Origin of the sequence: Enterobacter sp. BNK-29 (assembly GCF_048684785.1) — a bacterium.
GTDB classification, from domain to species: domain Bacteria; phylum Pseudomonadota; class Gammaproteobacteria; order Enterobacterales; family Enterobacteriaceae; genus Enterobacter; species Enterobacter cloacae_M.
In genome coordinates this window covers 1,326,186-1,338,733 of sequence record NZ_JBLQTU010000001.1, presented here as the reverse complement: position 1 = coordinate 1,338,733, position 12,548 = coordinate 1,326,186, and the positions used below count along the sequence as shown (strand labels likewise).

Sequence of the window (12,548 nt, the reverse complement as noted above, 5' to 3'; positions counted from 1 at the left end):
TTTATGCCTGTCGGTTTATGCGTTTTTGCTATCCATCGGTGCGGTAGAAGGGATTGCCAGCGCGTCCTCATCAAGCGCAACGCAGGTGACGTTAGAGGTGCGATACTCACCGTCGGACAGCTTGCGCGTCAGACGCAGGGTGGCGATTTCTCTGGCAAGCAGATACTGATAATTGGCCTCAAGACGTCCCAGAAGCTTCTCTTTCAGCTCGGGACGCTGCTCTATGATGGCGTTCATCACGGCACCGTAAATTTCTTCTTTGACCTGTAGCGGATAAATTTCACGGCGATTCTGCCATTTCAGACGAACCAGCGTCGCCGGGATCGATACCAGGTCTTGCGTAATACGCGTCATCTCGTCATTTTTTGTGTTTCTCAGCGCGTCGAGATTTTGCTTTAAGATAAATTCATCACTTTTTTTATCTTCTAAAGTCAAATAAACGTCGTTGTTTTTAACTTCTTTCACGTTAATCTTCCCCCAGGCTATAAAAAATTGGGTTGTTTTTTTCGCGCGTAATTAAATTAAGCCAAATTTCATTGCCCGCTTCATTAATTTCTTCGGTTTTCTCGGCCATTATTTGACTTAGTTTCTGGGCATCTATTTCACCCTCGGCCTGCAGGTCATTCAGCAGGTGGACAAAGGCTTCAATTTTTATGGCGCGAAATAAGCGGTCTTTAATATGGCGATCGTGCTCTTCCAGCAACATATTTCGGGATTTGCCAGTTCGGGAAACACCAATTAATATATCGGGCTCGAAATCAGAGAGCTTTCTTTTCCCCTGAGTGAAACTGGCCTCTTTTTCTGCTTCCGTCGGTTGCTGTTCCACAGGCGTAATGTGGTACTTAGCCGGGACGAGATAGTCGGGCAGCATTTTTAATTTCCTTTATTTTCAACAGGGTGGGGTTGGTAAAGGCGTGAGATTCGTTGACAATATCATGAGGCAAATTTAAAATCAAAAAAAATGGAGCCTACCCATGAACAGCATCTTTTTTACGGTCATCACATTACTATTACTGACCGCTGGTGTGCTTTTATTGATGCAGGAGTTCAATAAAACGAAAGTGTCGAAAGACACCAGTGAACCCCCGCAACCTGAACTGATGACAAAAGAGGAAGGGGAAGACCATTTCTCTGTATTGATGAACTCCGTTACGCCTGTCTGGTACTGGCGGGTGAACCACGAATATATCGACTTTTTACACGCGACAATTAAGCGCATGAAAATGTCGGAAATTAATGATACGCCCGGACTGTTTGAGGCGCAGCGTCGCTGTAGCGATCTGAATTCAGCAGTCTATAAATATTATGACAATATTAAAAAGCGCTGCCTTAACGGCGAGAAGGTCTCTTATTCCGATCTGGACGTATTAAATTTGCGTCAGTGTTTTCGCGAGTTCAGTCTGGAAGCCTACCCTGAACTGGTGGCGCTTGTCTGGCCGGAATACGCACGTCCCGAGGTAAACCCAGACAACGTCTGAGTGACGTACCGTTGAGTTATTGCAAACAGCCAGTGCCGTTGAGATATACTGGGCGCTGGTTTCTTTTGCAAACAGGACTTTATGGAACGCTTTTTTGAAAATGCCATGTACGCCTCTCGCTGGATACTGGCCCCCGTCTATTTTGGCCTCTCGCTGGCACTTATCGCGCTGACGATTAAGTTCTTTCAGGAAATCTGGCATGTTCTGCCGAACATTTTTTCTATTGCCGAAGCGGATTTGATCCTGGTTCTGCTGTCGCTGGTGGATATGACCCTGGTGGGCGGGCTGCTGGTGATGGTGATGTTCTCCGGCTACGAGAATTTTGTCTCCCAGCTCGATATCGACGAGCGTAAAGAGAAGCTCAGCTGGCTGGGCAAAATGGATGCTTCGTCGCTGAAGAATAAAGTGGCCGCGTCGATTGTGGCAATCTCCTCTATCCACCTGCTACGCGTGTTTATGGACGCGAAGAACGTGCCGGATAACAAACTGATGTGGTACGTCATCATCCACCTGACGTTTGTGCTGTCTGCGTTTGTGATGGGGTATCTGGATAAGATCAGTAAGAAGTAAAGTACATCTAATACATCTCACCCCGCCCTCTCCCCAAAGGGGAGAGGGCGAAAAACCGCACCGAGCAGTCCCCTCTCCCCTTTGGGGAGAGGGTTAGGGTGAAGGCATCAGACCGCACTATTTATCCGACGACGCCTGCCACAGATTCAACTCCCCATCCGCAACATGCTGGTCAATCCGCTTGAGTTCGTCCTCCGTAAAGCGCAGGTTTTCCAGCGCCTGAACATTCTCTTCCAGCTGTTCCGGGCGGCTTGCGCCAATTAGCACGGACGTCACGCGCGCATCTTTCAGCAGCCAGCTTAGCGCCATCTGCGCCATGGTTTGTCCGCGCGCCTGCGCCATCTCATTCAGCAGGCGAAGGCTGCTCAGGTTGGCGTCGGTCAGCATCTTCTGCGTCAGGCCGCGCGCTTTATTCCCTTCGCGCTGCATGCGTGAACCTTCAGGAATACCGTTCAGGTATTTTCCGGTCAGCAGCCCCTGCGCCAGCGGGGTGAAGGCAATACATCCCGTACCGTTTGCTTCTAGCGCATCCAGCAAGCCGCTCTTATCGACCCAGCGGTTAAGCAGGTTATAGGACGGCTGGTGGATCAGCAGCGGGATCTTCCACTCGCGCAGCAGCTCGGCCATTTTCTGCGTGCGATCGGTCGAGTAGGAGGAAATACCGACATACAGCGCTTTCCCACTCTGCACGGCGTGGGCCAGCGCAGAGGCCGTCTCTTCCATCGGCGTGTTTTCATCCACGCGGTGGGAGTAGAAAATATCCACGTAGTCGACGCCCAGACGCTGCAGGCTCTGGTCGAGGCTGGCGAGCAGATATTTGCGTGAACCGCCCGAACCGTACGGCCCCGGCCACATGTCGTAACCCGCCTTGGTGGAGATAATCAGCTCGTCGCGGTACGCGGCAAAGTCCTCACGCAGCAGGCGGCCGAAATTCTCCTCCGCGCTGCCCGGCGGCGGGCCATAGTTATTGGCGAGATCGAAATGGGTGATGCCGAGGTCGAAGGCTTTTCGCAGCAGCGCGCGCTGGGCGTCAAGAGGCTGGACGTGGCCGAAACTATGCCACAGTCCCAGCGACAGCGCGGGCAGGCGCAGGCCACTTTTACCGCAATAACGATATTGCATACTCTCATAGCGGCCGGGGTAAGGGTGCCAGGACATGATGTCTCCTTTCTTATTGATGAATTTTCGAAACAACGTTTTCATTCTGAACTTACCACATCGCAAATGACATCCCTAAGCGCGGGCCCAATGATTAACGACCGCTGTGCGACCAGTGAAGCCACGCTAATTAAAAATGATCACAAAACGTTATAATTTCCCTCTTTCCTGCCGATAACGAGAGTAGTACTCGCCTCTGGGCGAACTCACCCTCACGGCAAGGAAGACTTATGAATATGCTCCGTAATTTCACGATCCGTTTCGTCATGCTGACGATTCTCGGGATCTTTTGTTTAATGTGGGCGGGCGTTGGGTTGTACAGCACCTGGTCCCTTTCTCGCGTATCAGATGGCAATGAAGTCGACCGCCAGCTGGTTAAACAGATGACGGTACTCAGCCAGGGTAACGATCAATATTTCCGCTTTGTGACCCGTCTGAGCCGCGCAATGGAAGTCAAAGCCGTAGGCGGCACGCCGGATCTGTCCTCCGCCCAACAGGCGCTGGATAACATGGGCAAGAAACTGGCCGAGATGAAAGCGATCTCCCCAGGCCCGATGGATGAGCAGATCTCTTCCCGGGTGATCGGCTCCTGGCAGGCGCTGCTCGAACAGGGCGTCACGCCGCAAATGCAGCAGGCGAAGCAGGGGGCTCTGGAGGGGTATCGCCAGCAGGCCAACAACGTCACGCCGCCGCTGAGCCGTGCGTTCGGCGCGGCCGCCGAGGAGTTCAACAATGCCGCCGCGAAGTCGCTCGACAGCACCCGCGTGGTGGTGGACGGCCTGACAAGCATGACCCGCACGGTGATTATCGTCGCCACGATTATCGGCCTGCTGATCCTGCTCTTCACCGACCGTTACCTGGTGGCGATGCTGGTCAAACCGCTGGCTCGCATTCGCCAGCAGTTCCGCCAGATTGCCCAGGGCGATCTCAGCCAGCCCATTGAGCCGTTCGGTCGTAACTGCGTGGGGCAGCTGGTGCCGCTGCTGAGCGCTATGCAGGACAGCCTGCGCGAAGCGGTCAGCACGATTCGCTCCGGCAGTGAAAACATCTGGCGCGGCGCGACGGAAATCTCCAGCGGTAACAACGACCTCTCTTCCCGTACCGAAGAGCAGGCGGCTGCGCTGGAAGAGACGGCAGCCAGCATGGAACAGCTGACCGCCACGGTGAAACTGAACGCGGAAAGCGCGCGTCAGGCCAGCCAGCTGGCCGATGTGGCCTCAACTACCGCCAGCCGCGGCGGCTCGCTGGTGGAAGAGGTGGTGACCACCATGAGCGGTATTTCGGAAAGCTCGAAGAAAATTGCTGAAATCACTAACGTGATCAACAGCATTGCCTTCCAGACCAATATCCTGGCACTCAATGCGGCGGTTGAAGCGGCGCGCGCGGGTGAACAGGGGCGTGGTTTCGCGGTGGTGGCAGGCGAAGTTCGCAACCTGGCAAGCCGCAGCGCCAACGCGGCTAAAGAGATTGAAGGGCTGATTACCGATTCCGTTTCCCGCGTAGAGCAGGGGGCGCAGCTGGTGAGCGACACCGGCACCACCATGGATGCGATTTTGCGCGACGTGACGGAAGTGACAACCATCATGAAGCAAATCGCTTCCGCCTCTGAGGAGCAAAGCAAGGGCATTTCGCAGGTCGGGATTGCCATTACCCAGATGGACGGCGTTACCCAGCAGAACGCCTCGCTGGTTGAAGAGGTTTCTGCCGCGGCGGCGGCGCTGGAGCGCCAGACCGAAGATCTTCAGCGCTCGGTGCAGAAGTTCCGCCTGACGGCATAACGTAACGTATAAGGCCGCCTTGTGCGGCCTTGTATTATTAACGCCTTCCCCATTCAGCCCCTTCTGAAACTGCTATTCTTTTGCTAACCCCACTGACGTTCTGGGCTCTCTTCTTCGAGGTGTTGCTATGAACAGATCGTTATCTGTCATTCCTGTCCTTTCTTTCATTCTTCTGATGCTGTTCTCGGTTTCTGCCAGTGCGACCCAGCAGGCGCAGGAGCGGCGCGTGGCGCGTGATGTCAGGCAGGAAACCCGCGACGCGTCGCGGCAGGTGAAGCAGACCTGCGTGGCGAACAATAACCAGAGCAATCACGACTGCCGTCAGGACAAGCGTCAGATGAAACAGTCCGGAAGACAAAAATCGCGGGACATTAAGTATTAATGCGAGTAACGGAAACTATCCAGGGATGAGACACGAACAATAAGCGGAGGGCGTCATCGGGAATGTGATTCATGCCGGGCAAACGCAGCGCTGCCCGGCTGTATTTATCAGTGCGTCGCTTCACCAATCAGCGCGCCCGTGCCCGCACCAACGGCTGCACCTTTCAGCACGCTCTTGCCGGTAACCGCTGCGGCGCCTGCGCCTACGGCAGCACCTACCGCGCCGCCCTTACGCGCGGCTTTACCTTTGCCGCCGTTTTTGAACATGGCGCCGGTGCCTGCGCCTACGACGGCGCCGCCAACGGTCGATTTCAGATCTTTGCCCGTGGCCGCGCCAATGGCCGCGCCTGCTACCGCGCCAGCGGCGGTTTTATCGATAGCCATTCCCGAGGTGGAAAAAATGAGGGCGCTGATAACCAGCGTTGTTTTAATAAGTTTCATAACAGATCCTTTGTGACTGCTGTCGGTTGAGACGTCATTTCTCACTCTCAGACGCGAGAAAAACGTCCAGATAGTGCCAGCAATACCGGCTCAACCTTTAAGCTAATCATGCCCTGGGCAGGGATCTCAGTTGCCGGGCGGGGATCCGCCCGGCGGAACATTACGCCTGACGCTTATCTTCCGTATTGGTATCGAAGTCGCTCGCCGCGTGGCGTTCGTGGAGCTGCTCGTTCAGCTCGCCGCTGGTTCGGTTAACTATGCGGCCGCGCTTAACGGCATGGCGATTCGCCACGTCTTTCGCCCAGCGCTGGACGTTGGTGTACTTCCCGGCGTCGAGGAACTCGGCGGCGTTATAGACGCTGCCCAGCGCCACGCAGCCGAACCACGGCCAGATGGCGATATCCGCGATGGTGTACTCCTCACCCGCCACGTAGCGACCGCGCGCCAGCTGTTTATCCAGCACGTCGAACAGGCGTTTGGCTTCCATGGTGAAGCGGTCAATCGCGTACTCAATTTTTACCGGGGCATAGTTGTAGAAGTGGCCAAAGCCGCCGCCGAGGAACGGCGCCGCGCCCTGCAGCCAGAACAGCCAGTTCAGGGTCTCGGTGCGTCCCGCCGGATCTTTCGGCAGGAAGTGACCGAATTTCTCTGCCAGGTAGAGCAGGATATTGCCGGACTCAAATACGCGCGTTGGCGGGTTCGTGGAGTGGTCACGCAGCGCCGGTATTTTCGAGTTCGGGTTCACCTCAACAAACCCGCTGGAGAACTGATCGCCCTCGCCGATGCGGATCAACCATGCGTCATACTCCGCGCCCGTCACGCCCAGCGCCAGCAGCTCTTCGAGCATGATCGTCACTTTCTGGCCGTTCGGTGTCCCGAGAGAGTAAAGCTGCAGCGGGTGGGAGCCCACGGGCAGATCTTTCTCATGGGTCGCGCCGGAAATCGGGCGGTTAATATTGGCGAACGCGCCGCCGCCGTTCTTTTTCCATTCCCACACTTTTGGTGGCTGATACGTGTTGTCTGACATGTTGGCCTGCCTTTTGAGTGATGTGTTGAGGCAGTGTAGCAGGAGATTTGTGAAGCGTTTAACGAACTGAGCGTAATCGATCTGCCGCTATTCCTTCCGGCGCTTATATATATCAAATCCGGCATAAGCTTAATCGAAAATCGCATTTTCATAATTAATGCGTAAACCGATAAAGCTGAATATGATGCTTCAACATAAATAAAAGATGCAGTAATAAACACTTTATAAGGCAAGGAGTTAGTGAGATGCGCAAGCTTCTGTTATCGGCAGTGGTCGTTTCGCTCGCGTTAGGCCTGGCGGGCTGTGATGATGCTAAAAATAAAGAGACAAATACGCCCTCAGCGGCAAAAAACGACGCGCCAAAAGAGGGCGGTTCGCTAATTATTGGAATTACCTCCGGCGACCCGTTAGCCGTTAATCCGCTCTATGCCAGTGACCGTACGACGTTAACGATCATGCAGGCGCTCTATGCCCCGCTGTACAGCTTTAATAACGGCAACATTGAGTGGGGCCTGGCGGAAAGCCTGACGCCCTCCGCCGACAACCTGAGCTATACCCTGACGTTAAAACCCAACCTGAAATGGCAGGATGGCCAGCCGCTGACGGCGGATGACGTGGTCTTCACCTTCAACAAGCTGCTGGATGCCAAACAGCACAGCTTCTTCCGCAGCATGTTCACCTACGGCGGCAAGCCGGTACAGGTGAGCAAGGTGGATGAGCGCACCGTCAAGTTCGCCCTACCGCAGGTCAGCGCAGCCTTTACCGGCACCCTGGTACAGATCTACCCGATTCCGCAGCACGTGTTCGCCGGTGAAGGCGACCTGGAAAAGAGCAGCAAAAACGATGCGCCCGTGGGTTCTGGCCCGTTCAAATTCAAAGAGTACCGCGCCGGGCAATATTACGCCCTGACCCGTTTTGACGATTACTGGAACGGCAAAGCGAAGCTTGATTCGGTCACCTACCGTTTCGCCAAAGACAGCAACGCCGCCAACCTGGCGCTGCAAAACGGGGAAATCAACCTCAAGATGGTTGACCCGCAGGACGTGAACCGCCTGAAAAATACCGGTAAGTTTGACTTCGTGGTCTATCCGGAAGGCCGTCTGGCCTATATGACGTTCAACCAGAACGTGCCGGTGATGAAGAGTAAAGAACTGCGTCAGGCCATTGCTTACGCCATCAACAAGGACGAGCTCACCCAGACCGCGTTTACCTCGCTGGACTACGCTAAACCGGCGACCTCGTTCCTGACGCCGGATACGCTTTACAAGACGGATGACGTCGAGCAGTACAAGTTCGATCTGCAAAAAGCCAAAGAGCTGCTGAAGACGTCCGGCGCGCCGGACAACCTCAAGCTGCGCCTGGCGTATGTGAACACCAACAAAACCCAGGAGAGCATGGCGCTCTACATTCAGCAGGCGCTGAAGGGCATTGGGGTGAACGTGGAGCTGACGCCGCTGGACTCCAACGCCATGTCTCAGCGCAGCCTCGATATGAACAACACCGCGTGGGAGCTGAACCTGGGCGGCTACATCATGGGCTCCGAGCCGGACGGTTACAAATCTCTGTTCATGAGCAACGAAGCCTATAACTACGCGCATTACAAAAATCCGCAGTTTGATGCTCTGTGGGATAAAGGCGCAGTGGAAACCGACGCCGCGAAACGTGCCGATATCTATAAGCAAATTCAGCAGACCGTGGCGAACGACATGACGTACTACCCGATCGCCTACACCAATGCGACCGTCGCGGTGGACAAGCGCTTCGGCGGCACCGAGGAAGCGGAGCCGAAACCGGTCTATCTGTTCCAGGATCTGTCAAAAATCTATCAGAAATAAGTGATTGCCCCGGCCGTCAGGTCGGGGCTTTTGAAAGGGCACGTCGTGAACACACTCCTCACGCGTCGGCTGCTGCAGCTGCTGCCGATGCTGTTTTTTATTTCACTGGTGGCGTTTCTGCTGGTCAAGCTCGCACCCGGCGATCCGGTGGCGGCGTACATTACGCCGCGTATGGCTCCGGAAGACATTGAGCGTATTCGCCAGAGCCTGGGTCTGGATAAGCCGCTGGTCACGCAGTACGTCCTGTGGCTGAAAAACGTCCTGCAGGGCGATCTCGGCTATTCGCTGATTTACCACCGCCCGGTGCTGGAGATGATTGGGGAACGTATTCCGGCCACGCTGGGGCTGATGGGCGCGTCGCTGCTGATGGCGATCGTGCTGGCGATCCCGCTGGGCCTGCTGGCGGGGGCATTTAAGCACCGCTGGCTGGATCATCTGCTCAATTTATTCGCCTATATCGGCATTTCTGTTCCGATATTCTGGTTCGGCATCCTGCTCATCACCGTTTTTGCCGTGCAGCTTAACTGGTTCCCCAGCATGGGAATGCGCACCATCGGCATGGAGGATAACGGGCTGGATCTGCTGCGTCACGGCGTGCTGCCGTGTATTGCCCTCACGTTCTACAACCTCTTCAGCTACGTGCGCTACATCCGCTCCAACACCATCTCTCAGCTCTCGGCCGACTACGTGCAGACCCAGCTTGCCTACGGCGCCACGCGCTCCAGTATTCTGTTCCGCCACGTGCTGAAAAACGTGCTGCTGCCGGTGATTACCCTGTTCGGCCTGTCGTTCGGAGAGCTGATTGTGGGGGCCTATGTGACGGAAAGCGTCTTCTCCTGGCCGGGGATGGGGCTGCTCGGGATCCAGTCGATCGCCTCGCTGGATTACCCGCTGATTATGGCGATCATCATGCTTTCGTCGATGATGCTGATCGTCGGAAACCTGATCGCCGACGTGCTTTATCGCTTCGCCGATCCCCGCATTCGTACGCTGAGGTAACCCGGATGAGCAGACGCTGGCAGCAGGTTCGTCACCAGCTGCGCCGCAACCGTCCGGCGCAGTTCTCTCTGTTTGTGCTTTTTATTTTCGTTGTCGCCGCGCTCTGTGCGGGCTTAAGCCCGTACGACCCGGATCGGATGGCGCTCGGCGCGCGCACGTTGCCGCCGGATGCCGCGCACTGGTTTGGCACCGACGAATACGGCCGCGACTACTTCACCCGCGCGCTGTATGGCGGCCAGATCTCCCTGATGGTCGGTTTTCTCGCCATGCTCTTTTCAACGCTTATCGGCACGGTGGTGGGAACGGTGAGCGGCTATTTTGGCGGCTGGCTGGATAACCTGATGATGCGCGCCGTGGATATCCTGATGGCCATTCCGGCCTTCTTCCTGCTGCTGGTAGTGAATGCTTACCTCAAGCCGGGCGTGGATAACATCATTCTGATTATCAGCCTGCTGACGTGGATGAACATGTCGCGTCTGGTGCGTGCTGAAACCCTGTCGGTGAAAGAGCGCGAGTACGTGCTTTATGCCCGCGCGTCGGGAGAGCATCCGCTGCGCATTATCGCTCGCCACATCATTCCCGGCGTGCTGCCGACCATTATCGTGGCGGCCACCCTCAATATCGCCTCGGCCATTCTGATGGAGTCAACGCTCAGCTTCTTAGGGCTGGGCGTGCAGGCGCCCGCGGCGTCGTGGGGAAGCATGCTTAACAACGCCCAGTCTTATATTGGCGAAGCGTCGTGGCTGGCGATGTTCCCCGGCATTCTGATCCTGCTGACGGTGTTCAGCTTTAACGTGCTGGGCGATGTGTTCCGTACCGCCTTTGAGCCGGGAGCGAATCGCGATGAGTAACTTATTAGCGCTTGAGAACCTGCAAACCACGTTCCGCACCCGCGAGGGCGAGGTTCACGCGGTGCGCGGCGTGAGCTTTCAGGTTAAGCCGGGGGAAGTCGTCGGCATCGTCGGCGAGTCGGGCTGCGGGAAAAGCGTCACCTGTAAGTCGATTATCCAGCTTCTGGGGAGCAACGGACGGATAACCGGCGGCAGCATCCGCTTCCAGAATGAGGATCTGGCGCAGAAAACGCCCGCGCAGATGCGCGCCATTCGCGGCAACGAGATCGCGATGATTTTTCAGGATCCGATGACCGCCCTGAACCCGGTGCTGACCATCGGCAAGCAGATGGCTGAGATCCTGATGCGCAACAAAGGGCTGACCAAAAAAGCGGCCAAAGCGGCGGCCATCGCCATGCTGGAACAGGTAGGCATTGCCGAGGCGGAACGCCGATACGACCAGTATCCCCACGAGTTCAGCGGCGGCATGCGTCAGAGGGTGATGATCGCCATTGCGCTCTCCTGCAACCCGAAGCTTCTTATTGCCGATGAGCCGACCACCGCGCTGGACGTGACCATTCAGGCGCAGATCCTGCGCCTGCTGAAAAGTCTGCAGCAGCAGACCCGGACCGCGATTTTGCTGATCACTCACGATCTCGGCGTGGTGGCGCAGGTCTGCAGCCGCGTGGTGGTGATGTACGGCGGGCTGGTGATGGAGGAGGGCAGCGTGGAGGACATTTTTTATCGCCCTGCGCATCCTTACACCCAGGGGCTGCTGGCCTCGCTGCCGCGCCCGGATGAGGTGAATCAGCGTTTATCGCCCATTGAAGGTTCGCCGCCCGGGCTGCTTAACCCGCCGCCGGGGTGTCCTTTTGCGGAACGCTGCCCGAAGCGCATGCCCCAGTGTGAACGACAGCCTGCATTTTACGCCGCCGGAGAGGGCCATCGCGCCGCCTGCTGGCTATGGGCCGACAAGGAGATTCAGGCATGAGTGAACAACAGTCGCCATTAGTGAGCGTGCGCGATCTGCGCAAACACTATCCGCTCAACGGCGGTTTGCTGCGTAAAGGCGTGGCCGTGAAGGCGGTTGATGGCGTGAGCTTTGATATCCAGCCCGGCGAGACGTTTGGCCTGGTGGGGGAGTCCGGCTGCGGAAAATCCACCCTCGGGCGCGCCATCCTGCGCCTTTTCGATATCACCTCAGGCGAGATCCACTTTGCCGGGCAGGCGATCGCCCACGCCCGCGAAAGAGAGCTTAAGCCGCTGCGTAAACGGATGCAGGCGATTTTTCAGGATCCTTACTCCTCGCTCAACCCCGGTATGACGGTGCGACAGCTGGTGGCCGAGCCGATGCAGATCCACGGCTACAGCCGCGAAGAACAGCGGGAACGTACGGAAACGCTGCTCTACAAGGTGGGGCTGAAGCACGAACACCTTGAACGGTTCCCGCATGAGTTCAGCGGCGGGCAGCGTCAGCGCATCAGCATTGCCCGCGCGTTGTCCGTGCATCCTGAATTCGTGCTGTGCGATGAGCCGCTCTCGGCGCTGGACGTCTCGGTGCAGGCGCAGGTGGTGAATATTTTGCAGGATCTGCAGCAGGAGCTGGGGCTAACCTACCTGTTCATCGCCCACGATCTCTCCATGGTGCGGCATATCTCCAGCCGCATTGGGGTGATGTATCTCGGTAAACTGGTAGAGGTTGCGCCAGCGAATGAACTGTATCAGCGTCCGGCGCACCCTTACACCCGCGCGCTGCTGGCGGCGGTTCCCCAGCCCGATCCGCGCATCCGCAATCTCGAAGACGCCACCCTGCGCGGCGACATTCCCGGCCCCACGTCCGCGCTGCCGGGCTGTAAGTTCTGCAGCCGCTGCCCGCACGCCATGCCGGTTTGCCAGACGCAGGAGCCAGCCATGCAGGAGATCGCGCCAGGGCATTTCGCGGCATGCTGGCTGTTTAACATGTAGTTAATGCGCCGCGCAGGTGTATGATAAATGTCCCTCTGTCAGGTTAATTACAACGTGCAGACGACGACAACCCTTAAAAAAATTGC

At 56.6% G+C, this 12,548-nt stretch carries 14 protein-coding genes; 9 read left to right on the top strand and 5 right to left on the bottom strand.

Annotated features, from left to right (window positions below):
* Nucleotides 1-15: 15 nt before the first annotated feature.
* Both ACMGGX_RS06260 and ACMGGX_RS06255 read right to left on the bottom strand, forming a co-directional pair.
* Entirely contained in the window at nucleotides 16-465 is a 450-nt protein-coding gene (locus tag ACMGGX_RS06260; protein WP_348561770.1) for a cytoplasmic protein, read from the bottom strand.
* A gap of 1 nt (nucleotide 466) precedes the next feature.
* The gene (locus ACMGGX_RS06255; protein WP_023309171.1) at nucleotides 467-871 is read right to left on the bottom strand and encodes a hypothetical protein; all 405 of its coding nucleotides are present in this window, start codon (nucleotides 869-871) and stop codon (nucleotides 467-469) included.
* Nucleotides 872-974: 103 nt separating this feature from the next.
* On the opposite strand from ACMGGX_RS06255, the gene ACMGGX_RS06250 reads away from it, so the two are divergent.
* Together ACMGGX_RS06250 and ACMGGX_RS06245 are read left to right on the top strand one after the other, a co-directional pair.
* Nucleotides 975-1,478: an ESA_00282 family adhesion-associated protein gene (locus ACMGGX_RS06250; RefSeq protein WP_023309170.1), complete on the top strand. Its 504-nt coding sequence runs from the start codon at nucleotides 975-977 to the stop codon at nucleotides 1,476-1,478.
* 81 nt (nucleotides 1,479-1,559) lie between these two features.
* The gene (locus ACMGGX_RS06245) at nucleotides 1,560-2,048 is read left to right on the top strand and encodes a TIGR00645 family protein (RefSeq protein WP_023309169.1); all 489 of its coding nucleotides are present in this window, start codon (nucleotides 1,560-1,562) and stop codon (nucleotides 2,046-2,048) included.
* Between the two features lie 117 nt (nucleotides 2,049-2,165).
* Here ACMGGX_RS06245 and ACMGGX_RS06240 read toward each other — a convergent pair whose 3' ends face one another.
* Entirely contained in the window at nucleotides 2,166-3,206 is a 1,041-nt protein-coding gene (locus tag ACMGGX_RS06240) for an aldo/keto reductase (protein ID WP_420298181.1), read from the bottom strand.
* 230 nt (nucleotides 3,207-3,436) lie between these two features.
* Between ACMGGX_RS06240 and ACMGGX_RS06235 the strand changes: the two genes are divergently transcribed.
* Both ACMGGX_RS06235 and ACMGGX_RS06230 read left to right on the top strand, forming a co-directional pair.
* Entirely contained in the window at nucleotides 3,437-4,984 is a 1,548-nt protein-coding gene (locus ACMGGX_RS06235) for a methyl-accepting chemotaxis protein (protein ID WP_420298180.1), read from the top strand.
* 127 nt (nucleotides 4,985-5,111) lie between these two features.
* Nucleotides 5,112-5,366, top strand: a complete 255-nt coding sequence (locus ACMGGX_RS06230) for a hypothetical protein (protein ID WP_063439506.1) — start codon at nucleotides 5,112-5,114, stop codon at nucleotides 5,364-5,366.
* 107 nt (nucleotides 5,367-5,473) lie between these two features.
* Here ACMGGX_RS06230 and ACMGGX_RS06225 read toward each other — a convergent pair whose 3' ends face one another.
* Together ACMGGX_RS06225 and yghU are read right to left on the bottom strand one after the other, a co-directional pair.
* A complete protein-coding gene (locus ACMGGX_RS06225; protein ID WP_029740720.1) occupies nucleotides 5,474-5,806 on the bottom strand; it encodes a hypothetical protein in 333 nt (110 codons plus the stop codon).
* Nucleotides 5,807-5,966: 160 nt separating this feature from the next.
* Complete coding sequence (gene yghU / locus ACMGGX_RS06220; RefSeq protein WP_047743766.1) at nucleotides 5,967-6,833, bottom strand: glutathione-dependent disulfide-bond oxidoreductase; 867 nt, start codon at nucleotides 6,831-6,833, stop codon at nucleotides 5,967-5,969.
* A gap of 245 nt (nucleotides 6,834-7,078) precedes the next feature.
* Here yghU and ACMGGX_RS06215 point away from each other — a divergent pair, with 245 nt between their 5' ends.
* From ACMGGX_RS06215 to ACMGGX_RS06195, 5 genes are read left to right on the top strand one after another with little or no spacing between them, the layout of a single operon-like run.
* On the top strand, nucleotides 7,079-8,668 hold the full coding sequence (locus ACMGGX_RS06215) for an ABC transporter substrate-binding protein (RefSeq protein WP_420298179.1): 1,590 nt from the start codon (nucleotides 7,079-7,081) through the stop codon (nucleotides 8,666-8,668).
* 45 nt (nucleotides 8,669-8,713) lie between these two features.
* On the top strand, nucleotides 8,714-9,667 hold the full coding sequence (locus ACMGGX_RS06210) for an ABC transporter permease (RefSeq protein ID WP_420298178.1): 954 nt from the start codon (nucleotides 8,714-8,716) through the stop codon (nucleotides 9,665-9,667).
* A gap of 5 nt (nucleotides 9,668-9,672) precedes the next feature.
* Complete coding sequence (locus ACMGGX_RS06205; RefSeq protein ID WP_029740724.1) at nucleotides 9,673-10,518, top strand: ABC transporter permease; 846 nt, start codon at nucleotides 9,673-9,675, stop codon at nucleotides 10,516-10,518.
* Nucleotides 10,511-11,488, top strand: a complete 978-nt coding sequence (locus ACMGGX_RS06200; protein ID WP_181593843.1) for an ABC transporter ATP-binding protein — start codon at nucleotides 10,511-10,513, stop codon at nucleotides 11,486-11,488. Before ACMGGX_RS06205 ends, ACMGGX_RS06200 begins: the two co-directional genes overlap by 8 nt.
* Nucleotides 11,485-12,462: an ABC transporter ATP-binding protein gene (locus tag ACMGGX_RS06195; RefSeq protein ID WP_420298177.1), complete on the top strand. Its 978-nt coding sequence runs from the start codon at nucleotides 11,485-11,487 to the stop codon at nucleotides 12,460-12,462. The genes ACMGGX_RS06200 and ACMGGX_RS06195 overlap by 4 nt, the downstream gene beginning before the upstream one ends.
* The last annotated feature ends 86 nt before the right edge of the window (nucleotides 12,463-12,548 follow it).